Raw genomic sequence first — 25,939 nt, 5'->3', positions numbered from 1 at the left:
CGGTCGGCACAGAACTCGACGCTGTGCTCCCGTGTTCTCTGTGGTCAAAGGGAGTTTTCGCCGCTTTTCAGCCAATCCGCAAGCCCGCTTTGCGGCACCTGCACCTCCTGCCGGGTGGCGAGGGTTTTCACCTTCACCTCAGGCCATTCGCCACCGACAACGACGGCAAATTTCGCCCCCAGCCCCTCGGCGGTCTGGAATTGCTTCCCGACCTTGGCCCCGGCGAGTGAGAAATCAGCCTTCCAGCCCGCATCGCGCAAGGCCTGCACGGTCTGCAAGCCCTCCGCCCGGCGGGTGGCGTCGGCGATGATCACATAAATATCGACCGGAGCGTCAGCAGCCAATGCGGCGGCCATACGTTCGGCCGCCTTCGGCGTTTCGCTGACAAAATTTGCCAGCACCACGTCGCCCATGCCGAAGCCCATGGCGGAGAGATTCGCCGCGCCATCGCTCAGCCCGGCGATGAGGTCGTCGTACCGTCCCCCACCCGCCAGAGCGCGCATGGATTTCGAGCGGTCAAAGACCTCGAAGACGACTCCGGTGTAGTAGGCGAGTCCGCGCACGATGGAGAGATCCACCTCGACGTAGCCCGCGAGTCCGCGAGCCGTTAGCTCCTCGATGAGCGGACGGAAAGACTCCGGGCTTCCGGAGGCGATGAAGGCCTTCAGGTCGTCCACCGTAAGCCCGGCGGGAGCGAGCTTGGCATTGAGGGAGTCGGGTGACTCGCGCTCGATCTTGTCAGCGGCCTGGAGCACCGTGCCGAACTGGGCCTCAGGAACACCCCGGGCGGTGAGGAAATCCATCCACGCCTTGCGGTCGCTAAGTCGAACGACGAAATCCTCCGGGCCAAAACCAAAGGCGCGCACGAGGTCAATGGCGAGGGCCAGCACCTCGGCGTCGGCGGCGGGGCCGGTTTCGCCGATGAGGTCGCAATTCAGCTGGATGAACTCGCGCAGGCGGCCCTTTTGCTGGCGCTCGTAGCGGAAGAACGTACTGGAGGAGAACCACTTGATGGGCTTCTTGTACTGTTTTTCCCGGGAGGCCACCATGCGGGCGAGCGTGGGAGTCATCTCGGGGCGCAGAGCGACCGGACGACCGCCGCGATCCTCGAAACTGTAGAGCTGCTGCATGATCTCCGCGCCGCTCTCGTTCTTCTTGGCGTAAAGCTCGACGCTTTCCAGGGTCGGGCCATCGTACTCGACAAAGCCGTAGCGACGGGCGACGGAGCGCCAGGTATTCAGGATGTAGTTGCGGCGGGCGCAATCTTCCGGTGGGAAATCCCGGAAGCCAGGTAGATTCTGCATGGGTAAAGACGGACAGTCTTAGCGGACGCGGAGCGCGGAGGCAACCCGTCAGCGCAGATCGATCACGACCTTGCCCGAGCGCTGTCCCTCGGCGGCCTCTGCGAGGGCAGCATGGATGTCGTCGAGCGGATAGGTCCGGTGCACAGGCAGAGTGAGCTTGCCCCCGGCGATCATGGTCGCGAGGACGCCGAGCGTTTCTTCCTTCTGAGCAAGGGTCGCGTCGTAACGCCAGTTCCGCAGCCAGAATCCCCGGAAGGTGATCTCCCGGAAAATCAGCAGGCCGTTGGGAATCTTGAGCGGCTGGCGCCCCATGGCCCCATAAGTCACGTGCGTTCCCCGGTCGGCGAGGGCATTGGCGAGATTGAGGGCGCTGGCCCCGCCGACAGCATTGAGAGCGAGACGCGGACGGGTGCCTTCGCAAAGTTCCTCGACCGAGGCACGCAGGTCGGTCTCCTCAGTCACCACGACATCGGCTCCGAGGGCTTTGAGTTCATCGATCAGTTCGGGACGGCGGACGACGTTGAGCGTCTTCAGGCCGCGAGCATGGGCAATTTGAATCACGGAGCGACCGACGGCGGAATTGGCGGCATTTTGCACCACCCAATCTCCGGGGTGAAGGTCGACGCAATCCTTCAGCATGAACCACGCGGTGACGGGATTCACGAGGAGCATGGAGCCTTGGAGGACTTCGGTATCCGCCGGAATCTTGATGAGTTCGTCCTCGCGGAGAACCCGGAGCTGCGTCCAGTTGCCGCTGGTCAGCGGAATGACGAGATCTCCGACGGCGAAGCGCGTGGCGTCCGGCCCGACCTCCTCGACGCGTCCGACAGCTTCATTGCCAATGACCGCGGGAAGCTCAGGCAGTTCGCCATACGTACCCTCGATCACATTGAGATCGGCGGGATTGATCGGCGAGGCGAGAATGCGAATGAGCACCTCGCCTGCCTCGGGCTTGGGGATCTCCAGATCAACGACGCGCAGGGCGTCGCTGGCGGAACCGAAAGAGGAAAGCTGGGCCGCCTTCATGATCGGCAAAGGTTAAAAGACGCCTGCGATCCAGTTCTGGTCGTACCACTCATCCGGCCAGGCGTATGGGAACGGCCCGACACCCATGTAATACGGATCGGCAAAGAACGGATCGGTCTTCCACTTGCCCGCGCCGCCGGTCTGGCTGCGCTCAGTGGCCTCGAAGAAGCCGACGGATTTGCCGAGGTAGTTCACGAGGTCGGCGCTGGCTCCGGCATTCATCAGCTGGTTGAGCTGATCATCCGTAAGGGTGTAGGGCGCGTGGGTGCTCTGGATGTAGGTGAGAATGACCGGCGACGGCACGCCCTTCTTCAGCAGGCCGAGAATGTCGCCGAAATCGAGGATGCGATGGTTGGCGATCTTCGCATACGTACGGCTGTCGATGCCCATGGCCTCGAGCTTGGCGAGGACGGGCGGATTGCCGGTATGCCGCGGAGCAGTGGTGGTGGCGCAGGAGGCCAGGACGGCGGCGGCAAGAGCCGCAACGAATAACCGGAGAGCGATCATGCCCCCTTCCCTAGCCAACGAGGCGGCCACACGCCATGAAAATCGACAGGGCGCTAAAGAACCCGATACCCGAGCCAGACCACCGCCGCAGCGTACAAGGCTGCGACAAGATCATCCCACACGATGGTCCCGGGCCAGTTGCGGCGCTCGACCCATTTCACGCCCCACTTGAAGATATCGAAGACGCGAAACGCCAGCACTCCCCACAGCACCGCCGCCACAGTGTGGGCAGGAAGCAAGGCCCAGACCAGCGCCAGCCCGGCCACCTCATCGAGGACGAATTCCTTCGGGTCCTCCGACTGGAAGCGCCTCGCCGACCATTTCTCCAATACGAAACACCCCCACGTCGCCGCCACCGCCACCGCGAACCAGAGAAGCTGAAACGCCAGCGGTGGCATCAACCACACCGCGAGTAGTCCCAGCGGAGCCATCCCGAGACAGGCGACCGTGGCGGGCATAATCGGAAACAGGCCGGTTCCGAAATAGGTCACAGTGAGCAACCGCGTTATCTCCCCTGCTCCGGCGCGAGAAATGTCCACACCGTCGGCCACGGCGAACCACTCCGAGTTGCCCGGGTATTTCGCGACGGTCAGGCGATCTGCCACGGCTTGCGAGACCAGGCGGTGAGCGAGAAATCGACCGGCGCTGGAGTTCTCCGGGAACCAACCCTCCACCCACTCGCGGAGAGAGATGTAGCGGCGGGCCGGGGCGCTGCGGCAGCAGGCCGCGGAGTTCGCCACGGAACGACATACCGCGACCTCACCGAAGCGTGCACTGTGAGGGAGATGGACATTCTCCTCCCCCGGACGATAGATCACCGCAAGATCAGGAGTGCCATCGACAAGAGTCAGGTCATTGTCCGATGCCGCCGCCCGAGCCACATCATCCGGCACGCCCGGCATGGCCACACTCCTCGCCTCAGGCGCAAGCGCCTTGAGACGACGAGTGAGAGAGGAGAGGTCCGCAACGAGCCGTGTATCGGTCACGGAAGAGTGCTACCATCCTGGAACCTCACATTGGCAAGCTCTCCGAACACGTAGCCGATAAAAATATCCACCTCGGCTCGCAGAGGCATCCGGTATTTGTCGTCGGAAAGCCAGACCACGCCGCGCTTGAACTTGCCGTGAGGCTCGAGGCCAAATTTGCCGTCCTTGCGGGTGATGCGCTGGGGTTTGAACTCCAGCTTGATCGCATCGTGCGCCTTGCCATCGATGGTGATTTTCTCGTGCTTGAGCACGCTGATCTCGGTGAAAAAGGCGGAGTCGCCGGGGTAGAGATTGATCACCACCTTGTCGCCATCGGCGAGGCGCTGGCTGCGCACGAAGAACATCCCGGCCACCATGTCCCAGATCGGCTCGATCTTGATCTTCTTCCATTTCTCCGGCTTGCCGGGCTTGGACTCCCGATGCCGCCAGAAACCATCTGGGCGAAACTCCCCGCGCGTGGTGATGGTACGCTTGGCGTATTTTTCCACCTGATCAAAAGCCGTGGGTCGCAACGTATCCACATAGAACTCCGCGTGGTGAGTGGCATCCAGCGACCAGAGGGTGCGAGCCAAACCCGATGTGCCACCGGACACATCGACAACGTACTTGTCCCCCTTTTTATCGAAGATTGCTTTCGCACGCGCCGCCTCGATGTCGGACCAGCCAAAGCGAAACTCCCCCTCAAACGGAGGGATGTCCGGGAAGGCTCCCTTCGTAAGCGGTGTGATCTTGCCCGCCCACGGTTCGCCAGCAGCATAGCCCGCCGCTGGCAGGAACACCGCGACAGCCAGCGCAGCGATCAGGCTGCGGGAATGACGGGTTGCAAGTTTGCCGAGGGTAGCCATCCTTTTTCTCCACCAGGAGATTCGCAGTAGGTCCACTCTCCGCGCTTGCTGATGATGCGAACGCACGAGGCCGGGGGCAGATTCGTGAGCGTGGGTGATTGATCAGCCGGGGCATCGAGCAAGGCGACGGGCTTGGTGGAAATAACCACCCCATCATTACGCTGAGCCCAGGCGGGTTCAGAAATCAAAGCCGCCGCAGCAAGGGCTCCGCCAATCACGACGAGGACCACTCCCATGACCACGCCAATGCCGCCGCGCCGGAAGACAAGCAGGCCGACCGCGAGAAAAGCACCGAGCCAAAACAGCACGCTCCCTACGGTGATGATCGTGGCGAAAGGCACGTAGGGGCTGATCTTGTCAAAGATGCCCTCCTTGGCTACGGGCAGACCTTGCGATCGCTCGATCTCGGAAAGCGCGATCTTCGCGTCGACCATGCGCGGATCGAGAACAAGAGCACGGCGGAAATTCAGCGCCGCCGCAGGACGGTCGCCCGCTTTCATCTCCGCCATGGCGAGATTGTAGTAGAGCCCGGAACTCGGCAGCGTAGCCACCGCAGTCTCATATCCGCGGGCGGCGGCCTGATAATCCCCCTTTGCGTAGGCTGCCGCAGCATCCTCGGCGGGACCTGCCTGCACGCGACCAACAAGGATTGCCGCCGTAAAACTGACCAAGAGAAGTGAGCTAAACCTGCGCATCGAATTTCTTGAGTTGCTGGATGTAGGTGTGACGGGCCTCGCGATCGAGCGAGGTGCCATGAGTAGCCGCATATCGGGCCTCATCAGCCTGATTGAGCAGCGCATAAATCGCCGTGCGCGTTTCCTCGGAGACCTTGCTCGACTCCAACATATCCCGGGTTGAACCCTGGCCTCCCGCAATGGAGAGACGGCCATGAACAAAGTCCGCCGCCAGCGCAAAGAACTCCTCCGCGGATTTGCTGGGATCTTCCGCAGCATGCAAGGTGCGCCGTACCTCCCGCAAGCGAGCGGCGCGTTGCGATGCGTCGGAACTCGCAACCGCACGGAGAATGCCAAGTGCAAGCAAAGCAAGCAACGCGAGAGCCACTACTCCGTTCACAGTAAGGAAGGTCGGATCGGTCAATGTCGGCAGGAATGCTCCGCGCCGGAAGCTCGTCACGAGATCCACGACCTTCTCCGCAGGAGCCGGTGTCGCAGGGGCCGGTGTCGCGGCCTGGGGTGTGGGGCTGCTGGATGCCGCCTGGACCGTCGTGGTCTGGGTCGCAGTGGACGATCCCCGAGCCACCACCGCGATGGGGGCGGCCTTGAGCGTCACGTACTTCTCGACCGCCGGGTCAAAGAAGGAAAACTCCGGTGTCGGGGTGAGGGTTGCATCATTGCGAGCGACGATGGTGTACTCAAAGACCTTCTCGCCATTGTAGCCGATCGGATCGGAGGCACTCGGGGTGAATTTCTCATTCGGCGGATAGCTGCGCCAGTTCTCCGCGTCCAAAAGTGTCGGCGCCGTAATCGCACCGAAGTTTCCACGCCCTGCGACTTTCACGGAAAGGGTGATGGGTTCGCCAGCATCGACTTTTTTTGGCGTCGCCTTGGCATCAAGCGAGAATTGTCCGATGGCTCCGGAGAAATCATCCGGACGGCCGTCCTTCGGCAGCGGCTTGATGTCGATCTTGGACGGTTTCGTGGAAACCGTCATGTCGCGCGCGGTCATGCCAAATCCCTGACCACCGAAGAATCCGTTGAAAAAGTCATCCTGAGAACTTCCCCGAGCTGGAACCTGGATACGCCCCTCGATCTTCGCGGGCGGAATCTCCAACGGGCCGGACTTCACCGCCGTAATCGCCGTCTGGAAGATCACCACGTTGTACGGGACGCCATTGATTTCCTGCTCGCGCTGGGTGGGCTTTGAAAAGTCCATCACGGTGAATCCGTCACCGCCAAAAGTCGGGTGGTCCCGCAACTGGGTAGGATAGTTGGCATTAAAGTAGAACCGGATCTCCACGGGAATGACCTCTCCAACGTAAGCTGATGTCTTGGGAATGATCAGGTCTCCGTAGGCCGGCTCCGCATCGTCGCCAGCAGAGGACTGACGGCTCTGACTCTGCTGCCCCGGCTGAATCTGCTGGGGTTGCGGCGGCTGCACACCCTGATTCATGAACTGCATGAGCGCCTGCATCTGAGCCTGCATCTGGGATTGGGGCGAACGGGCGCGACCCGGCTGCCCCTGCCCGCCTGCGAACCCTCCGGAACTGGTTCCCACCCGCAACGTCAGCGGAGCTGTCTTGTACTTCTGTCCGTTGATCAAAACGTCGATCGGAGGAATGGTGAAATCGCCCGTCTTGAGAGGAACGATCAGGTAGGTATAAACCGCCGAGACAGTTTTCTGAAAGTTGATGATATTGATCTGCTCGCTGCGACCCGCAAAATCGATCTGCAGTCCGTCGACTTTGAGCTGACCAGGCACCCGGGCGCCGGTCGCACCAGTCACCGAGATATTCAACTGCACAGCCTCGCCGACGGCCGTAACCTCCTGGGAAAGATCGGCCGACACCTTCTGGGCGTAACTGGAGGCCGCCACAAGCATCGCGGCCAACAACGCGACTGCGCCAAACTTCATCCGTTTATTGGTTAGCGTATGCATTACCAGTCCTTCACCGTATCTTCTGTTTGCTGACGTTGCATCAATTTCACGCGTTCTTCGTCGGAGCGCAGGGAATTTAGCAAGCTGCGAGCCTGGGCGGCAGACATTTCCCCGTCCTTTTCCTCGCCCTCCCCTGCGGCCGCCCCCTGGCCTTCCTGGCCCTGGGGTTGCTGCTGGCCCTGCTGGTCTCCGGCAGACTTCAACTCGCCCTGTTTCTTTTCTCCGGGCGTCGGCTGGGGCGCGGGCTGATTCTGATCCTGCTTCTGGTCGCCCTTGGACTGCTGATCTTTTTGCTGATCCTTCTTATCCCCGCCCTGCTGGTCCTTTTTCTCCTGATCGCCGGACTTTCCGTTCTGGTCCTGATCTTTCTTTTGATCCTGGGAGTTCTGGCCCTGGCCCTGTTGCTTCTGCTGGTCGGGCTTTTGCTCCTGCTTGTCGTCCTTCTTCTGGTCCTGGTTTTGCTGCTGCTGGTTTTGCTGATCTTTCTGCTGTTGGTCCTTATTCTGATCCTTTTGCTGCTGATTCTGCTGCTGTTGCTGCTGCTGATCTTTGTTTTGGTCCTTCTGGTCCTTCTGGTCCTTCTGGTCCTTCTGGTCCTTCTGGTCCTTCTGGTCCTGCTTTTGCTGATCGTTCTTTTGCTGGTCCTGCTGCTTCTCCTGCTTTTCGAGTTCCTCGAGCAGCTTCTTCACGATCTCACGATTTTCCTCGGCCTTCTTGTCCTTGGGATCGACCTTCAATGCCTCGGTGTAGTGCTGGATGGCGTTCTTCCAATCCGCCTTCTTTTCTTCTTTGCCCTTGGCTGCCTCGCCTCGACGCACGAGGGAGTTACCCAGGTTATAAAGAGCCTCCTCACGGAGCTTGTTGTCCTCGGCAAGGATGGCCTTGGTAAAATGCTCCACCGCCTTGCCGTAGTCGCCCATTTTGTAAGCGGCGGCTCCCGCGTTGTACTGGAGCTTCACGGAATCCGGGCTGGCCTTGAGTCGCTCGGAAAACTGCTGCATGGCCTTGTCGTAATTTCCCGCCTGATAGTCGCCCAAAGCATCCGCCCGGGCCGAAGGTGCGAGGAGGATGACGAGAGCGCCGAGCGCGTACCGCAAAACCCGTGCGGGCCTGCGACGGTCGCCAACGAGCAGCCAGACCACAATCAAACCGAGGGCAAACCCCAGCGGCCATTGATAACGCTCGATCGGCTGCCGCGAGGTCGCGGTCGTGGAATCCGCCTCCTCCATGGGGAGGATGCCCTTTTCAAAAATGGCCTTGGCGGCATCGGGGCCGAGCGGTTGGTAAAATCCCCCGCCCGCTGCGGCGATTTCCTTGAGGCGGTTGGCATCCAGGCGGCTCTGCACCGGCTTACCCGCCTGATCGCGTACGAAGTCCGAGCCGCCACCTTCTGAAGGGATGGGAATAAGCGATCCTTCCGACGAGCCGATACCTACGGTGAACACCCTCACGCCTTGCTCAGCGGCCTTTTTCGCCGCGGCGATGCCATCAGCATCCAGTTCCTCGCCGTCGGTAAGGATCACGAGTGCTCGTGTGTTGCCCTCTCCCTTGCCGAACGCTTCGTCGGCAGTACGAATGGCAGCCGCTATATTTGTGCCTCCCTTGGGAATCACATTGGTGTCGAGTTCGTCCAGGGCCTGAAGCACGGCCGACTGGTCGAGCGTGAGCGGCGCCTGGAGGAATGAGCTTCCCGCAAAGGCCACCAGCCCGATGCGGTCACCTGCGGCAAAGCGCATCAAATCCTGCGCCAGCAGTTTGGCTCGCGCCAGCCGGGTCGGCGGCACGTCGGTCGCAAGCATGCTTCTCGAGGTGTCCACCGCGATGATGATATCGCGTCCGCGATGCTTGATCTCATTCTCGATGAAACCCAGCTGCGGGCGGGCCAGCGCGATGGCCATGAGGACGACAGCCCCCAGTACGAGCACTGCGCGAAGAATGCGCCGCCCAATGCTTACCCCATTTGCCAGCTCCGCCTTGAGACGGGGAGCCACCAGGCGGGAGATGAGAGCATCGCCGCGCCGCTGCGACCAGATATAAAGGATCGCAAAGGCAGGCGCAGCCAGGATGCCGAGCAGCCACCAAGGCTGGGCAAAGGTCAGGGAAGACGTCTCCATACGGTTTGGGAAAGAATGATTTCGAGACTCAGAAAGCCGAAGCCGGCGATGAGAAACCACGCGAAGAGGTCGCGATAGTCGGCGGTTTTTGAAACCTCGACCTTGGTCTTTTCCATGTTGTCGATCTCGTTAAAGGTTTTCTTGAGCGATGCGGTATCGGTTGCCGGGAAGTATTTGCCCTTGGTGATCTTGGCGATCTCCTTGAGCGTGTCTTCGTTGAACTCCATCGGCACCATCTGGTACTGAGTCCGTCCAAAAGGATCGGTAAAGGGAAATGGGACCGTAGGCTGCTGCGAACCCGCACCGATCGTGTAGATGCGGATGCCCAGTGCCTTGGCCGCCTCGGCCGCCGTGATCGGAGTGACCCGGCCTGCGTTATTGTCGCCATCACTCAGGAGTACGATGAGCTTGGTCTTGGCTTCCTTGTCCTTGAGCCGGTTCGCCGCGGCCGCAGTGGCAGACCCGATCGCCGTGCCATCCTCCACCATGCCGATGCGTACGCGGTCGAGATTCTGGATGAGCCAGTCATGATCCAGCGTCAGCGGACTCACGAGGTATGGTTTGCCCGCGAAGGCGATGATTCCTATGCGGTCATTCGGACGCTGCCGTATGAACTGCTCCGTCACCTGCTTGACTGCATCGATGCGGTTGGCATGCTCATTGCCAATGGTGTAGTCCTCGGCAAGCATCGAGCGCGACACGTCGATCACGAGCATGATGTCGACACCGCTGGCCTGCACCCGCGTGAGGGTACGGCCGAGTTGCGGCCGCGCCAGGGCTACGATCATGCAGGCGACCGCGAGGTAGGCGATCATGTTGAGAAAGGCCCCTGCCCGGGACTTGCGGCGTTTTCCTATCTCGGCGAGAGCGCTGGTGCTGGAGAATGTGATGCCAGGGGAGCCCCCGACACGACCTTTCAGGATCGCCAGCACCGGGATGAGCAGCAGCAGCAGCAGAACCCAAGGATGGGCAAAACTGAAACCGAATGGCGTACTGTCCATCATTTGCTCGCTCCCGCTGCTTCTTGCCCGTTCACCACACGCTCGGCAATATCGAGCAACTCGGTGATTTGCTCAACGCCCGCCGTCTGACGGGCAAACTTCAACAAGTCCACCGATTCGAGAAACTCCGAGATGGCGGCTTTTTCATTGGCGCTGAAAACCGCATTTGTGCGGATGACATCCAGGAACTCCACCGAGGTGCGGGTGACCGCATCCACTCCATACTGATCGCGAATGTAGGTGCGCAGCGCGTCGGAAACCTTCACACCAAACTCGTAGGCGTCGGCTTCCGCACCTTTGGCGCGAAACGCCGCGATGGCGTTAAGCGCTCGCTGCTTCGCGGTCAGGATGCGCGGCCCCGGCTTGCGCCGCAGGAACCACACGGCAACACCGAGGAGGACAAGCAGGAGCACTCCGGCCCCGATCACTCCCCACACGGGATAAGGAAATATCCACACCGGGCCGACGATGTCATTGATAGGCGCGGGCGTGGCGGCTGGCTGGGTGGGCATCATGCTGCCTGCCTCCTTTCACGCTGTTCAAAGAAGCTGCGCAGTGGGATAAGGTAATCCTCATTGGTTACCAGCGGCACCTGGTCGATGCCCCTTGATCCAAGGAGCTTCTTGAGATCCTTGCGGCGGCGCTCCTCCGCGGCAGCATAGGCGTTGCGGGTCTCTCGACTGGAGGTGTCGATCTCGATCAACTCTCCACTCTCCGCGTCCTCCAGCGTGACCAGGCCGATGTCGGGAAGAGTCTCCTCACCGGGATCGACCACCGGCATGGCTACGAGATCGTGACGGCGGCTGGCGGCGGTAAGCGGCTTGCTATAATCAGGAGCGATAAAGTCCGAAATCATGAAGACAACGGCCCGACGGGCCACCACCTTGTTTAGGTAATCGAGAGCCACCGAGATATTTGTTCCTGTGCCCCTGGGTTCGAAATACAGCATCTCGCGAATAAGCCGCAATGTGTGCAGACGGCCTTTCTTTGGTGGAATGAAAAGCTCTACGTGATCTGAAAAAAGAATCAGGCCGACCTTGTCGTTATTGTTGATGGCGCTGAAGGCGAGAATGGCGGCAACCTCCGCGGCTAGCTCGCGCTTGCTCAACTCGACGCTGCCGAAGCTGCCCGAGGCACTCACGTCCACCAACAACATCACGGTCATCTCGCGTTCCTCGGTGAACTTCTTCACGTAAGGCGCATTCATGCGAGCCGTGACGTTCCAGTCGATGGAGCGAATCTCATCGCCGGGTGCATACTCGCGCACTTCCTCGAAGTTCATGCCTCGGCCTTTGAACACGCTGTGGTATTGACCAGCGAACGAGGAGTTCACCAGGCGCCGCGTACGCAACTCGATACGGCGAATCTTCTTTAGAATCTCTTTGGGGTCTCTTTTCATGGCAGGGGTTCACACCGGGGAGCACGGGCTGCGCGCTCCCCATTACCATTACAGGCGCAATAATCCTTGGAACGATCAGGGCACCGGCAGACCGGCGAAGATCTTCTCCACGATCACCTCGCTGGTGATCGACTCAGCCTCTGCCTCGTAGCTGACACCGATGCGGTGGCGGAGCACGTCGAGACCGATGGACTTCACATCCTGCGGAGTGACGTAGCCTCGGCCGTCGATGAAGGCCTGGGCCTTGGCAGCGAGGGTGAGGAAGATGGTGGCACGCGGCGAGGCTCCATAGCGGATCAAGCCGTCGAGCTTGAGCTTGTAGGCAGCCGGGTCGCGGCTCGCCCAGACCACATCGACGATGTAGTCCTTCACCCGATCGTCGACGTAAATGGAGTTCACCACGCTGCGGGCATGAATGATCTCCTCCGGGGTCACGATGGGATTGACATGGAGCCGCGGAGCAGAGGTTGCCATCGCATCGAGGATGGATCGCTCCTCGTCGCGGGTGGGATAGCCCACATTGACCTTGAGCATAAAACGATCGAGCTGGGCTTCCGGCAGTTGATAGGTACCCTCCTGCTCGATCGGGTTCTGCGTGGCCAGAACCAGAAACGGATCAGGCAATGGATAAGTGGAGTCGCCAATCGTGACCTGGCGCTCCTGCATGGCCTCAAGCAACGCGCTCTGCACCTTGGCCGGAGCACGGTTGATTTCGTCCGCAAGGATCAGGTTGGAGAAAACGGGGCCGAGCTTGGTGGTGAACTCTCCGTCGCGCGGATTATAGATCAGCGTGCCGATGAGGTCCGCGGGCAGAAGGTCCGGCGTGAACTGAATGCGCTGGAAACCGGTGTGAATGCACGATGCCAGCGTGCGCACAGTCAGCGTCTTCGCCAGACCCGGCACGCCCTCGAGGAGCACGTGACCGTTGCAAAGAAGGCCCGTTAGCAAACGATGCACAAGCTTCTTCTGACCGACGACGACTTTGCTAACTTCCGTTAGGAGAGGATCGACCCACTGGCGGGCTTCCTGGATCTGGCTGTTTTGTTGCGATGCGAGGACACTCATGGGAGATGATTTAGAGAATCACAATGTATTTACATCCTGAGACATCAGGATGCGCCCGCCGTTCAAAATTTACCTGAGACTATTCCGGCACCAAAGCGGGACCGACATCATAGGTATCGCCCACATTGACAGCGTCATACCTAGCCTTGTCGAGAAAGACATTGAAGATCTTCACTGTGCCGTCTTTCTGAGGCACCTCCACGGTGAGAATGAAATCCCCTTCCTTGTGACGGGCATTGACCTTGCCGTCACGGCCGAGAACGATTTGTTCCTCGGGAGCAGGGTTGAACTCCTTTTTGATAATCTTTCCAGCCATCCTGGCCTGGGCGAGACCTCTCCCGCTCTGCATGACAGCGACAACGACGAACAAAAACACAGCGAGGCCGATGGCCACCGCCGTGATAACCACACGGGCGGGGATCTTCGGCTTGACAGTACGAGGGTCAGCCATGACCTGACCCTAGAGCAAAAGGCTGCCGGATAGAATCAAAAAGTCGCGATACCCGCTCATGCCTTTGTATTGTCCCGGATCCACTGGATAAAGGCGTCAGGACCTGCCATGAAGAGCCCTTGGTGAGCCGCCAGCACCTTGCCATCCGGTGAAAGGAGAACCACGGTCGGGACCGCTCCATTTACGCCAAATTTCTCATCAAGTTGAAGATTTTGCTGCTTGAGCGCGGTGTTTTGAGGCTTCCGCATCGGAAAGTCGACCTTCATCAGGACCAGCTTGTCCTTGGCAAAGTCCTGGAACTTCTTCGTGGAGAAAATCTGTTTGTTCATCTGGATACAAGGCGGGCACCAGTCCGAACCGGTAAACTCCACCAACATCGGCCGGTTCAGTTTCTTCGACAGCGCACTGGCCTGGGCAAAGTCCTCAATCCACGCATCGTCCTCCGCCGCAGCCGCCAGAGGCACAAAACCGAGGGCCGAAAACACCAGTGCTCCGCAGAAGACGACGAGGGCTCTTTTCATACCTTGATCGTTCACCGTATGCAGTCTCTCGCCGCCTGCAACACCGAGCCGGCTATCCCAGGAGGCTTCTCACCCCGTCAATGATCTCCTGCGCATGCGGGTCTGCGCTCAGTTTGTTCTTGGTCAAGCTGATCGCCAGCCCGCTTTCTATGTCGGCAAATCCCTTCGAGCCTCCATGCCCCCCATGGCCAAACGACCGAATCTTCCCGCCTGTGGAACCGGTAATGGTCTCGACATGATACCCTAGACCAAAGCCGCTCTCCACGTCCGGCGCCAGCCGAGGCGGATGCCGTGTCACCACACGATTCAACGCCTCATCATCCAGCAAGCGCACGCCATCGACTCCTCCGGGAAGAAGGGCGGCATAATGCCGAGCAATCGCCCGCGCCGTAGCCAGACCGCTCGATGCGGGCATGCAGGCGCGCTGGGCATCCGGGTCATTCATCAGCGACGCAAGCGGCAGCAGCCACACCGGTATCGATCTCGGGGTCTCCGGATCGGGAACATCGACGGAGCCCCCCTCCTCCTCGAGCAGCGAGATCGGGAGAGTCCAGGGCTGATCGTTGCCGATAAAGAGTTCCGACAGGCCAAGAGGCTCGAGAATTTCACGCCTCAATAGCGCCGGGAAATCGCACCCCGTCACCCGACAGGCAGGTTCCCCGACCAGCCAACCGTACGTGATGGCATGATACTCCACCGCGGTTCCCGGGGGAAATATCGGGCTGGACTCCGCCAGTTTGCGGCACATGCCGGACCAGTCGGCCAGATCGGCCCATTTCGTTCCCGCCGGGATGTTTTGCATTCCCGCGGAGTGGCTCAGGACATCGGCGAGCGTGATTTCCTCCTTGCCGAGGCAGCCAAACTCCGGCCACCACGTGGCGAGCGGTTCATCATAAGCCAGCAATCCCCTCGCCACCAACCGGTGAACGATCGTCGCCGCGATGCCCTTGGAAACGGAGAAGACCGGGAAGAGCGTGTGGCTGGTGACTTTTTCGCCGGTCTCGACATTGGCAATCCCCGAGCTCAGATCAACGACGAGCTTGCCATCCTTATAAACCGCCAGTTGCAGCCCTCGCTCCCTTCCCGTCGAGGTGTAACTGTCCAACAAAGCCTGAAGGTCGCGATCGGCAGAGTGCATTGCCTCATGAAGACATATCTCGCGCCGGGGAGCAATTCCGCCCAACTCGTCAGGTCGGCACACAAGGTAATGGCTGGCTTGTCCCGATCCTTGACCGAGAATCCGCCCCATGCCGACTCCCCCGCCCTTCCGCCTCAACTCCCGGGTGGGTTTATCCAGATGATTCCCATGGCCTCCTTATCACCCAGACCATCCAGATCACGGCCTATCTCTCCGGGGTGATGCTTGCCATCGTCCTGCTCGCCACCACATGGCGCCGCCGAGGCGAGCCACTCCCCGCATAAATCGCTTTCCCTTTGCCAAAAGACCGTATATGGTCCCTCTCCCACTCAACGGGGGTATAGCTCAGTTGGTAGAGCGCTTCGTTCGCAATGAAGAGGCCAGGGGTTCGAATCCCCTTACCTCCAGTTATTAGAGTCAATAACTGCCGTTGAGATCTCGGAAAGCAGCTCAGCGCCTTTGGGGGCCACGATCAGGTCCATATAAAACGACTGATGCCCATGGGTTGCACGCCGAGGTTTTTTCACGTCGCATCACAGGTCCAAGCCTTACGCGCACTGGTTGGGGCTCGGACCAAACGTTATGGCGCTGGCGATCCAGCATGCCGCTTCTTCCGAGGGAAAAGAATAATACTGCACAGCCGCACCTCCATGCCGCGGTCTCAGGAAGAATTCCGTAGCCAATGCGGTCCAGGGAGCATTCTCGTCGATCCACCCGTCGGTATCGATAACCCTGCCAGGCAGCGTGCGAAGGCCTTCCTTTCACGACATCGAAGCACTGAGAAGTTTGTCAGCCATCAACTTAACCTCTATGGCCGCCGGGCTTTGTGGTCTGAGAGATACGACTCGGGGGGCAAAAGATATCGTCACGCATCGTAATGCGGCCCTCATTGGCCAACACCCGCAGGACCTGATTACTGGCTACCGCAGGCTTCAAGGTCACCCACATTTTAGGCATTTTTCCAACGCCGGCGGTCATGTCATCCCCCCCTCCCGGTTATCAAAGTCCCCTGCGCCCCGATCCTGGCTAGGTGTTTGCTTATGCGTTGGCTGACGCAGGGCGCAGGTACTTCCGGCCTAGGGCCGATATTTTTCATAGGCGTCTGCCATGGTCTGCGAATCAGCGGCATCTTTGGCTGCCCGCTGGAGCAGGGGCGAACCGGGATCGATGATCTTCTCCGCCATGAGACCGTCTAGTACCGGCAGCAAGAGCCGCAGGTTTTCATCGGATAGCTTGGCTTCACGCTCGCCCAATCGCTTGCCCAGCCGGTCGGAGACCTCCCTGGCGCTGGAGGTGTCCTTTTTCTCGAGGTCGGCCTGAATGAGCTGCGCAGCTGAACGGGTCAACTCGACTGCGTTTTCGGACTTGTTGATATCGAGTTTGATCAGTTGATCGAAAGCCTTCTGCCGAAGGGTCCCTTGCATCTCGGGGAAGAGAGCCTTGGCAGCTAGCGTGTCCGCCATGACCGACGGCCATAGCAGGATGTCGCGGGCATTCTGGACTCGTTCTGTCAGGGCGAATCCTTTATCCACTCGGGCCTGCCATTGCTCGTCGAGCTTGGGGTCCGGCAGACTCATCTCGAGGGCAAGAGCGGCAAAAGTCCGGCGATAAGCCTCCAGGCTGTCATCCTTGGCGTTGGATACGGCAGAGAGCAGACCCCGGGTAATCGTTTCATCGTCCAATGCGATGACGATGGTGAAGAGATCGTTCACGAGGCGGTCCCGCCAGACGGCTTTTTCCTTCAGTGCACCCAGCAGGGTCTTTCGTTGATCGTCGCCGGATTTCACGAGATCGAGCAACTCGCCCTTGAGACGGGTCCGAACTTCCGCGTCCTTTCCGGCGACCTTGGCGAGATCGAGTTCACGGCGCTCGAGCGAGATCTTCCGTGCCAGCCGATTCTTGCTGCAAGATGCCAGACCGATCTCGAGCGCCTGCTGCCGTACCTCAAGCGGCACGTCCGGATTGTCGATCACGGAAAAGAGATTGGCATATACTCGCTCGGGGCGGGTGCGGGCAAACAACGGATTTGCTTCAGCTTCGAGCGCCGTCCGAAACAGCGGCGGCAGCGCGGAGGATTTTCCTCCCTTGATCAGTTCCCGGCAAACCCAGTCCCCGTGATAGTCCAGCACTGTGAGCGGCTCCACCGCCACCAACTGGGCAAGGCGATCGACCAGTTGTGGCGTCGAGGCCTTCTCAAGCTGCCCTTTCAGGAGCACGAGTTCAACAAGCCACCTACCGTACGCGGAATCTGTCGCATCGATCATCTCCCAAGTAGCCAGTTGCGTTCCAGGCTGCGCCGACTGGATGCAGGGGATCACTCCGGTAAGGTGATCGTAGGGAACCCAGAACGTGTGTGACGGCAGGCTCGGCACGGCTCGGGTGTAGTAGACCCAGGAGCCAGCGGACTCCGACCGATATGCAAGGAGCAAATCCACCTCCTGCTTGCCAGCACCCGCATCTCCCTGGAACCGCGTGGTGACGGTGGCAACGCCATTTCCCGCGCGGCGCAACCAGCATCGGGAAACACAGAAGCGAGCCGGAGGCAGGGGAAAGGACGGCCCCTCGTAGCTCAGGTTATCCCCCTCTCCCAGCACACCAAGCTGGACCGCCGGGGAGCCATCTGGAGCGGCTCCCTTTACGAAGAGCTGCGATGCGTCGAGCGGCTTCGCGCCGCTCATGAGGAGCTCTTTCAGCCCCTGGTCCACGGGTGGATAGATGGGCGGGCCTGAAACAACCACAGCCATGGGACCACGGACCTGTCGGTCTCCCAGCACAGCCACTGCGCGCAGGAATCCATTTGCCGCTGGGAGATCCAGGGCGAGTTCGCCAGCCGCAGCACTTCCATCCACCTTGCCGATGAGCTTCAAGTCATTCGGCATCTCTCCGAAATAAATCTCCACACGGTCCTGCCCATTGATCTCGGTCAGAGCGGGCTTGTCCGACACCGCAGTCACCATATCAAAGAATCCCTCGTCCGGGCGCGTGTCGCGGAGATTCCACTGCCAGCAGACCGTCGCCTCGGTCGGACTCGCTCCCGGCTTGCTCCATACCACGGGCCAGGCAATGTCACTATCGCCACGCCTCAAGGCCGCGACGGCGCTCAGACGGGCCAACTCCTGCCGGATTCCCTGATCGATGGTCTTGCTCGATTCCACGAGGCCTTTGAGAGTCTCTATCCGCTCCCAATCCTGCGCTTCCTGCAACCGCCGAATCAACGCACCCAGTCGTTCACGGGATGCCTCATATCCGGGAATCTTGTAGCCCGCAAACTCCGCATCCGCCCACAGCGAGGCAAATTTGGCTCCCAACGGCGTCTCCTGCTTGCTCATGGTGTACAGAAACTCCACCGTGGTCTTTTGTGCATACCTCGGATCGGAGCTGCGCTGACCCTGTAGTGCGGTAAAGGCTGCCAGGATATTGCCCGGCTCCGGATGCGTAAGCGCGATGCGCCGCAAGACCCAGTCCTGCATGTTGCCACCGAAGCTCACCGAGTTCTGGCCGGATTTTTGCTGGGCGAGAGCCTGGTTGAATGCCGTCAGCGCAGCCTGCGGGTCTGTCGGTGCGGCCAGCCATGCCTCCAACATCAGCTGCGACGCGACAACATCCGCCGTCACCGGCATTTTCTTCATCAACTCCCGCACCTTCGCGGTATTGTTCGTCGCTTCAATGACCTCCAGAACGGTCTTGACCGGATAGACATCGCTGCCACGCGAGTACCAAAGCATACGCAAGCGTCCAATATTCGCCTTTTCCGGCTGCCAGCCCAGGAATGCGGCCAGCTTCTCGGGCGTAGTCTTTTCCGGATTATCCTTGGCTGCTTTCAGCAGGGCGACATCGATGGCAAATCGCGTGCTCTCTGAAAGAGGAATGTCCTGAATCCGCTGCAGCCACTCCTTTGCAGAGGGTGAAGCATCCGGACGCGAAGCGACCTCCACCAATCGGGCAAGGAACCCGTCCCCCTGCAGGTCCATACGATTGTCCGTCAATGGATTGGGAAGGTACAATGCCGGCGCGAGGAACAGACTATACATCTCAGGAAGCTTCTGCGCCTTCTCCGCACACTCAAAAACCGAGGAGCTGTTTTGACGCAACACCTGGCCAGGACTGAGTTTCAACGCCTTGAAGTAGGCATCGGTCGCCCCTGCAAAATCCTTCTTTCCCCTGGCCTTTCCGGCTTCCTCGAGCAGGGCCTTGACCTCCGCAGCCTGTTCCTTCCAGGGAAAACGGATCACCTGCACTCCGGACCACGCCCCGGAAATCGCCCATTGGCTGTTATACCCGTTTGTAGCACGAAACTGCCCGGTGACAGTGAATTGCTCGGCCTTGGCCGGAAGAGAAGACCAACCGCGGTCACTGTCGCTTTTGCTATAGATCTTCACCGATTGCGTCCACATGCCGTCGGAAAGCTGAGAGATGTAGTCGCCATCGGTGGAGTCATTTCCCCCGGTGGTCTTTATGCGAAACGTAATGGACGGAGCACCATTGCGGGATCTGGACCCAAACCAGCCGAGAAAAGCGAGTCCCTCCTCCGACTCGGTAATCTTCACTGAGGCGAGGTCGACCTTAAGCTCCGTCTGCGGCGACAAGGTTTCCAACGTCACGGCAGATTTTGGCCCGAGCGGACCCGGCTGTTCCGCGCTGAATGCATCCTTACCCGCACCTCCGATCGAGGTGGGAATGGCATTACCCGATGCCAGATTCTCACCCTGTAAATAAGCCGTCAGGGGGCCCCATCCCTCGGTGCCATCCGAACGCTTCCATCGCGCCTGGAGCAGACCCAGTGAACCTGGCGCCTTCACGTCAATGCTGCCCGAGGCAGCCGGTCCCTTGACGAGTGCGACACGCTCCATTGCCAGAGGATTCGGCCCGGCCAGGATCTCGAGTTCCAACGGCTTCTGCTTCGTACCAAAGGCAAAGCTGCCGGAATCCCACTGTACAATTTTGCGATTATAATACTCCGACATGCTGCTATCGTCGACAGCGAGACTGGCTTTCCAGAATACTTTCAATTTGCCATCCGCACCGGGTGTTCCGGCACAGAGAAACTGATAGGCGCTGGAACTGCCACGGGAGGCATTCAGCTTGGCTTCAAGCGTCTGAAAAACAATATCCCGCCCGCTATTGCGGTTCGACCGGACGGTGGCCGTGGCATCAAAGAGCTTTTGCGCCAGATCGACCTGACCCAGATCAATCAAAATGCTTACGGCCTCAGGATAGTTCTCCGAATAGGCAAGGTAGTTCACTGCGTTCGGGTCGGAAAGGCTCTTGCCCACGATACTTTCGAGGAACTTGGCCACCTTGGGATTGTCGCGATACTTCTCCAGGATCGGACGGATCTGAACCAGGAAGGCCAACTGGCCGTCTCCTGAGTAATATTGCGCATCCGGCATCTTCGCCAGGAGAGCGGGAACGGTCTTTTCCCCATCACTCTGCTCCGCGAGCACGTTCAGCCCTGTTGCGAGGACAGAGGGACTCACATATCCCAGGGTAGTCGTCTTGTTATTGGCGATTTCCTTCCACTCCTTGACCACTCCAGGCTGCTTGTAGATCGTCCGCAGGACCAATCCCGCAGAGATGCCCGGCATGACTGGCTGACCTTCCTTGGGAGAAAGACTGTCCATGAGAACCTGGAAGGTATCAGTCTGCTCGGCTATCTTGCCGAACCGTATCAATTGATCCTCCGTGGACTTTCCTCCTCCATAGGAGTTCTGCATCATGTTCATCAGGATGCCGGCAATGCCACCTTGGGACCTTATCGCCGGCGACTGGGAGGAGTCTCCCACGAGTGAAAGCATGATGGCCCGTGCGTCGTCCTTCTTTCCCTGAAGGAGTTGAAACTCCATCAACCGGATGAGGAGCGGCCAGCTTTGATAGAGATTGGTCAGAGACTCGTCCTTTGCCCGGGACAGCAGGGCGATGGCCTGATCGGTCTTGCCTGCCTGATAGGAAAACTCAGCGAGTCGCGGAAGTATTGCCACTTCCGAATACTGTCCAGAGAGCCTTTGCGGTAGAAAGAGCTGATCGTAACGCTTCTGGTCGAGACTGGCGATTGTGTCGGCCAGCAACTCCTGGCTTTTCTGGTCATCGCCACGCTGCAGGACTTCCTGAAGCTGGATTCCGCCGGTGTAGAGTTCATCCGGATTACGCTTGATGATCCGGCAGAGCAGTTCCGCAATCTTCTCCTGCCCGCCATTACCTCGCTGCATGCGCGACACGGCATAGCTGAGCTGCGAACCCGTAGGAACTCCATCGTCCACTGCCTTTATCAGGAGATCCGCAGCGATATTGGACGAGTCATTCAGAGTAAGAATCTCGGCGAGCCGCACGATTGTGTTAAAATCCTTGGGATTTTCCGCCAGCTGATCACGGAGTTCCGACTCGAGCGCATCGAGGCGCTTCATGGAATATAAAGTCCGCAACATGAAGTCTCGCTGATTGATCGCCTGATAATCGTTCGCCGAAGGGAACGGACGCTGCAGCACCTGCCGGGCGAGCTTCTCCGCCTCATCCTTCCGTCCTCCATTCACCAGCCGGGACACCGTTTCCTGCATGGGATCTGACCCGCGTGAGCTTCGAGACGTCCGGAAGGGCTGCTGGGCAAGATTCTGATAATTGGCCACCGGGATGCCCATGAGATTCACCTCGTTGGCAATCTGGTCACGCAGCGTGTAGGAGACTCGCCCCTTGGCCAGCTTGTCGAGCAGAGCACGGGCCTCGTCAAGTTTTCCGGCAGTTCTCAACAGCCGGAGCTTGCGGAAGGTCCGAATCTCCGCGGTCTCTCCGTCCTGCATCTCAGCGACATCGATGACTGCGAGAGCCTTGTCGTTGGCGTTCGAGCGTTCATAGGCTTCCAGCAGCAACGCTGCACCACGGGGTGTCGGGTTCTTTTTCTGGACCGCCTCCAGGCGCTTGATGGCTTCATCGCGATTTCCCGCGAACCACGTCTGGTAAAACATCGCCACCCCGTAGACGTCGAGCGTGTCCGTTGAGGCTCGCTTCGCGAGCCAGGCGCTTATCTTCCCATCCCGGTCGACTGCCGTTTCCTGGCCGGCGGACTGAGTCATGGTCCGATAGGTCGCGACCGGCAGCTCGCTGTCGCCCACCGCCAGATCGTTCGAGTTTTGTATGAGGAGATACGGTTGGCGGACTCCACGCAGGAGCATGCCGGAGCGGAACATAAACGGCGACGTCTTTATCTGCGCCGAGGACGCATCCTTGATCAAACGGACAAAGAGATCGGGGGCGAGCGGGCTGTCCGCCATGATGGCCTGCATCAGGACCGAGTTGCGCAGCATCAGAATCTGCGTCAGCAAATCCGCCGGCAAGTTTCCCGACTTGTCGTCCATGCCATCCAATATCTCGATCGCCGTATCAAAGAACTTCCCCGCCAGGGCCAGGGACACCAGCTGTATCTGGAGCTGAGGAGAAGTCGATACCTCCGGCCGCTGGCGGATCTCCTGAATCCGCTTTTTCAACGCCTCGCGCTTCTCTGCGGGAACGGTGTTCCCCGTCTCAAGGAACTCCTTGCGGGTGTCGGCCAGCATCTTGCTGCAGGCAAAGACCGGATCAGCCTTTTCCAGACGTTCGGTGATGCGGGCTTTCCGTTCCTTGTCATCCGGATGCTCGGCAAGGCTCCCTTCAATCAGGAGCCGGGCGGTCGTCAGGTCGCTGCTCGGATCATCCGCTTCTGCGGCGACAATGGCGCGCAATCCGTCGGTATCATTCGTCACCTGATAGATCGTCGCCTGAAGGCTTCGGGGAACATTATTCTTTTTTAGCAACTCATGCAGCCTGGATTGAAACTCCTTCGACTGCCCCTCGGCGAAAGCAAGACGCTGGAGCGTGAAAAGCGCCATGACCTGGGCTTTTTGCTCGGGAGTGACCGGAGACGCATTACCTCCTCCTATCGCGGGGTAGTACATCATCGGATAAGAGCGATAAATTCCTCTGCCCCGATAGTTGGTGAACATCTGCTGGAGCGACCCTTGCGCCCCGTTCATGATTGCGTAAAAGGGAGCATATCGCAACCACGGGCCGGACGACCCGTACATCCGATTGGCCGAGGTGTCCTGCGAAACCGCCTGCAGGGCATCCGCGAGGCTACCCATTGAAAGGAGCTGCCACATCGCTTCCTTGGCCTGGATGAACTGCCGTTGCTGCAGGCGGAGATTGGCCATATCCCAGCGCTGCTCGATCGACGCATCCGGCCGACTCGCGACCTCGGCGATGAATGCATCCGCCTCGGCATCCAATCCGGCGCGCCGCATGGCGATGAGGACGGAACTCCAATCGCCGGGCTTCTTCAAAGCTGCCTCGCGGGCCTTCCCAAACTCCTCAAGTCCTTTTTCCGTTTCCCCTGCGCTGAAAAGGCGCTCGATATAGTCTGCCCGGTTGCTTGTGCTCGGCTCCAGTTCGTAAAGCCGCGCGGAAAGGCGCAATACGTCATCCTGGTCCCCGCCCTGCTCGGAAAGATCACGTAGTCGAGAGACCGCGGATGCGTTATCGGGATTACGTCCAAGGCTCCTCTCGAGTTCGTCCCGGGCCGAAAGTGTATCGCCCTGGGCCATGTAGATCTCGGCGAGATAAGCTCCATACTTTGCTCCGCCCTGCTCCTTGGCCTGACGTTCCTTCAGCTTGGCGATCAGTTCATCAATCCGTCCCGCCTGGCTGGCAACCTCGATCTGTCGGCGAAAGATCTCCATGCGCCGCGCATCACGATCCTCCCGGACAAAAGCCTCCTCCAGTACCGCGGCCGCCTCATCGTTTCGCTGCTGCATTTGCAGCAACTCTGCAAGCTTGAGTCGCAGACTGGTGGCATCCTCGACATAACGCACAGCCTTGCGGAGTTCCTCCACGGCAGACTCCATACGTCCCGAGCGAGCCGCTATATCGGCATAATAGGCATAGAGTGAGGCATCTGCGGGGGATTTCTCGATCAGCTGCTTCATGGTCGCCAGCGCCGCATCGGTCTTCCCGTTGTCCGCCTGGATGCGGGCGGCTGTCCTCAAACTATCGACGGCCATGCGTGGATCTGCCACCGCTACAGCCTGCCATGAGGCAATCTGGTCGTCGACGGATCCGAAAGCCTGGGCGAAGTCTGCCTGCGCTCGCGCCGTGCGCAAGGCATTGCCCTGGGTTTTCAGGTACTCCACGGCCTTCGTCGCCGCCTTTTCATCCTGCGCCGACAAGGCGAGCCGGAGAAGGATAACGGCATCCTGCGGATTCTCCGGATCGCGGGTCAGGCGATCGGCCATCTTTCGCCCTTCCGGCTGGGACGAGTCGTTTTCCGACAGGAAGGAGGCATATTTCTTCGCCGCGTCCTCGGCGAAGAACTCATTCGGAGCCTGCGCCCAAACCTGGGGAAACAGCGAGTCCACGGCATCTCGATCCTTGGCGTTGAGCGCAAGGGTCCACGAGAGATTGAGCAGATCGTAATCCGAGGGATTTCGTTCCAGCCCTTGCCGAACCGTCGCACGGGCCAGATCGAACCACTCAAACTTCTCCTGGATGCGTGCCAGGGAAAGGTAATTCTCCGGCCGGGTACGCTCGCCCTCGACGAGTCCGGCCACGATGGTTTCCGCCGCCGGTTTGTCGTTACGCTTCAGGTAAATCTCCGCGAGCCGCTGGCGGGCATCGGACGAGCCGGGAGAGAGCGTGACGATGCGTTTCCATTGATTCATTGCCTCATCGGTCAGGCCATGAGACTGAAAGATGTCTGCCAGCCGAGCGATCCGGGCGACATCCTGCGAATCGGAGGGAGCGATGCGGCCCCAGGCAGCAAGTGCTTCGTCGCGAGACTTATCCTGTTTCGTTCCCTCGTAGACGCTCCACCGCAGGTCACCGAGCAGGATGAGCACATCGTCCTGGGCGTCCTTGGCAAGGGCGAGCTTTTCCGCCTCGGCGATGGCTTCATCGGTATTGCCGATCTGCCTGAGCCAGCGAACGAGAGAAAGCTGAAGGTCCTTGTTGTCCGGGGCAAGTTGCGCCGCCTTTCGCATCAGGTCCACTCCGTCGCTGCTCCGCCCGAGCTCATCGAGCACCTCGGCGCGAGCTACCAGGGAGACGTAGTCGCCTGGAACAGCGTTGGTGCGCTTCTCGTAGTACGCCAGCAGGCCGGGAAGGTCATTTTTCCGGCGGAAGAGTTCCTCGATTCGGTTCCGGACATCGCGCTGAATCCAGCTTCCCTCGCTCGTCTCTTCCAGCGCGTGATCGTAGATGCTTACAGCCTCATCGATTTTTCCCTCGGCCTCGGCCGTGCGGGCGAGACGCAACGATGCTGCTACGCGGCGATATGGATCATTGGCGCCAGCGTCACGCATCGCGGTGAATGCCTTGCGAGCCTCGGCATAGTTGCCAGCCACCAGAAAGGCTTCACCGGACTCCTCGAGCACATACTGATCGCCAGGAAACCGGATAAGCGCATCCCGCCACACCGCGAGAGCCTTGTCCTCATTGAAAGAGCGCTGGTAAAGCAAGGCGAGTGAGCGCATGAGATCGAGCCGATCGACGGAGGGCAGTTCCTCAACGGTGAGCGCCTTTTCATAGGCGGCGGCAGCGGCATCAAAGCGCCCCTCAGTGGTTTCCAGAGCTCCGAGCAGCCGTCCGGCCTGGGCAGGATTCGCCCCCAGCGCCAGCGCGTCCCGGTAGGCATTGCGAGCAGCCTCGGCATCGCGGCGTCTCTCGGCGAGCAGTCCCTGGAGCAGCAGGTAGGAGGACCTTGCCCCTTCGTCCTTCGCTGCGGCATCCTTCCAGCGTTGCTGCAGCACCTCGAGTCCACCGCCTCCGGTCGAGTACCACTCCACCACGCGGTCGAACGGCGCCCCGGGCTGGGGAGACTTGATGAGGAGCAGCTCATACCGATCTGCGATCTGCTGATTGAGTTCGGCCTCCGCCATCGCCGGCCGGGCCGAGATGAGGCACAGGCAAAGGATCAGGAGAAGATACGGGGAAGTTTTCATAAAGTTGT

General features: G+C 59.8%; 16 protein-coding genes and 1 tRNA gene. 1 reads left to right on the top strand and 16 read right to left on the bottom strand.

All coding sequences use genetic code 11. From position 1 onward, the window contains the following. Positions 1-44: 44 nt before the first annotated feature. The 15 genes from hisS to TSACC_RS10100 all read right to left on the bottom strand — a co-directional run bounded on the left by hisS (position 45) and on the right by TSACC_RS10100 (position 14,973). Entirely contained in the window at positions 45-1,304 is a 1,260-nt protein-coding gene (hisS, locus tag TSACC_RS10170) for a histidine--tRNA ligase (protein ID WP_075079196.1), read from the bottom strand. Positions 1,305-1,352: 48 nt separating this feature from the next. Next, the gene (locus TSACC_RS10165) at positions 1,353-2,330 is read right to left on the bottom strand and encodes an MDR family NADPH-dependent oxidoreductase (RefSeq protein WP_075079195.1); all 978 of its coding nucleotides are present in this window, start codon (positions 2,328-2,330) and stop codon (positions 1,353-1,355) included. A 12-nt stretch (positions 2,331-2,342) separates the two neighbouring features. Next, on the bottom strand, positions 2,343-2,837 hold the full coding sequence (locus TSACC_RS10160) for a hypothetical protein (RefSeq protein ID WP_075079194.1): 495 nt from the start codon (positions 2,835-2,837) through the stop codon (positions 2,343-2,345). A 53-nt stretch (positions 2,838-2,890) separates the two neighbouring features. Then, entirely contained in the window at positions 2,891-3,823 is a 933-nt protein-coding gene (locus tag TSACC_RS10155; protein ID WP_075079193.1) for a phosphatidylglycerophosphatase A family protein, read from the bottom strand. Further along, on the bottom strand, positions 3,820-4,668 hold the full coding sequence (locus TSACC_RS10150) for a DUF3108 domain-containing protein (protein ID WP_075079192.1): 849 nt from the start codon (positions 4,666-4,668) through the stop codon (positions 3,820-3,822). The genes TSACC_RS10155 and TSACC_RS10150 overlap by 4 nt, the downstream gene beginning before the upstream one ends. Then, positions 4,623-5,363, bottom strand: coding sequence for a hypothetical protein (locus tag TSACC_RS10145; RefSeq protein ID WP_153811384.1), 741 nt, complete (start codon positions 5,361-5,363; stop codon positions 4,623-4,625). Before TSACC_RS10145 ends, TSACC_RS10150 begins: the two co-directional genes overlap by 46 nt. Beyond that, positions 5,350-7,284 carry a BatD family protein gene (locus TSACC_RS10140; RefSeq protein WP_075079190.1) on the bottom strand — a complete coding sequence of 645 codons (1,935 nt, stop codon included), beginning with the start codon at positions 7,282-7,284 and terminating at the stop codon, positions 5,350-5,352. The genes TSACC_RS10145 and TSACC_RS10140 overlap by 14 nt, the downstream gene beginning before the upstream one ends. Beyond that, a complete protein-coding gene (locus TSACC_RS21820; protein WP_075079189.1) occupies positions 7,284-9,398 on the bottom strand; it encodes a VWA domain-containing protein in 2,115 nt (704 codons plus the stop codon). The genes TSACC_RS10140 and TSACC_RS21820 overlap by 1 nt, the downstream gene beginning before the upstream one ends. Beyond that, positions 9,380-10,402 (bottom strand): VWA domain-containing protein, encoded by a 1,023-nt coding sequence (locus TSACC_RS10130; protein WP_075079188.1) that lies wholly within the window; start codon positions 10,400-10,402, stop codon positions 9,380-9,382. The genes TSACC_RS21820 and TSACC_RS10130 overlap by 19 nt, the downstream gene beginning before the upstream one ends. Further along, positions 10,399-10,914 (bottom strand): DUF4381 family protein, encoded by a 516-nt coding sequence (locus TSACC_RS10125; protein WP_075079187.1) that lies wholly within the window; start codon positions 10,912-10,914, stop codon positions 10,399-10,401. Before TSACC_RS10125 ends, TSACC_RS10130 begins: the two co-directional genes overlap by 4 nt. Beyond that, the gene (locus tag TSACC_RS10120; protein WP_075079186.1) at positions 10,911-11,798 is read right to left on the bottom strand and encodes a DUF58 domain-containing protein; all 888 of its coding nucleotides are present in this window, start codon (positions 11,796-11,798) and stop codon (positions 10,911-10,913) included. The genes TSACC_RS10125 and TSACC_RS10120 overlap by 4 nt, the downstream gene beginning before the upstream one ends. Before the next feature lie 75 nt (positions 11,799-11,873). Beyond that, complete coding sequence (locus TSACC_RS10115) at positions 11,874-12,863, bottom strand: AAA family ATPase (RefSeq protein ID WP_075079185.1); 990 nt, start codon at positions 12,861-12,863, stop codon at positions 11,874-11,876. A 79-nt stretch (positions 12,864-12,942) separates the two neighbouring features. Continuing rightward, the gene (locus TSACC_RS10110) at positions 12,943-13,314 is read right to left on the bottom strand and encodes a hypothetical protein (RefSeq protein ID WP_075079184.1); all 372 of its coding nucleotides are present in this window, start codon (positions 13,312-13,314) and stop codon (positions 12,943-12,945) included. A gap of 56 nt (positions 13,315-13,370) precedes the next feature. Then, positions 13,371-13,835 carry a thioredoxin family protein gene (locus TSACC_RS10105; RefSeq protein ID WP_075079183.1) on the bottom strand — a complete coding sequence of 155 codons (465 nt, stop codon included), beginning with the start codon at positions 13,833-13,835 and terminating at the stop codon, positions 13,371-13,373. 52 nt (positions 13,836-13,887) lie between these two features. Beyond that, the gene (locus TSACC_RS10100) at positions 13,888-14,973 is read right to left on the bottom strand and encodes a serine hydrolase domain-containing protein (protein WP_075079182.1); all 1,086 of its coding nucleotides are present in this window, start codon (positions 14,971-14,973) and stop codon (positions 13,888-13,890) included. Positions 14,974-15,307: 334 nt separating this feature from the next. On the opposite strand from TSACC_RS10100, the gene TSACC_RS10095 reads away from it, so the two are divergent. After that, a tRNA-Ala gene (locus TSACC_RS10095) sits at positions 15,308-15,380 on the top strand. A gap of 669 nt (positions 15,381-16,049) precedes the next feature. Here the strand turns inward: TSACC_RS10095 and TSACC_RS10090 are convergent. Next, the gene (locus TSACC_RS10090) at positions 16,050-25,931 is read right to left on the bottom strand and encodes a tetratricopeptide repeat protein (RefSeq protein ID WP_075079181.1); all 9,882 of its coding nucleotides are present in this window, start codon (positions 25,929-25,931) and stop codon (positions 16,050-16,052) included. Between the last annotated feature and the right edge of the window lie 8 nt (positions 25,932-25,939).

Origin of the sequence: Terrimicrobium sacchariphilum (assembly GCF_001613545.1) — a bacterium.
In the GTDB taxonomy this organism is placed as follows: domain Bacteria; phylum Verrucomicrobiota; class Verrucomicrobiia; order Chthoniobacterales; family Terrimicrobiaceae; genus Terrimicrobium; species Terrimicrobium sacchariphilum.
Note: the sequence above shows the minus strand (reverse complement) of the source record. Positions and strands in the feature narration are given on the sequence as shown.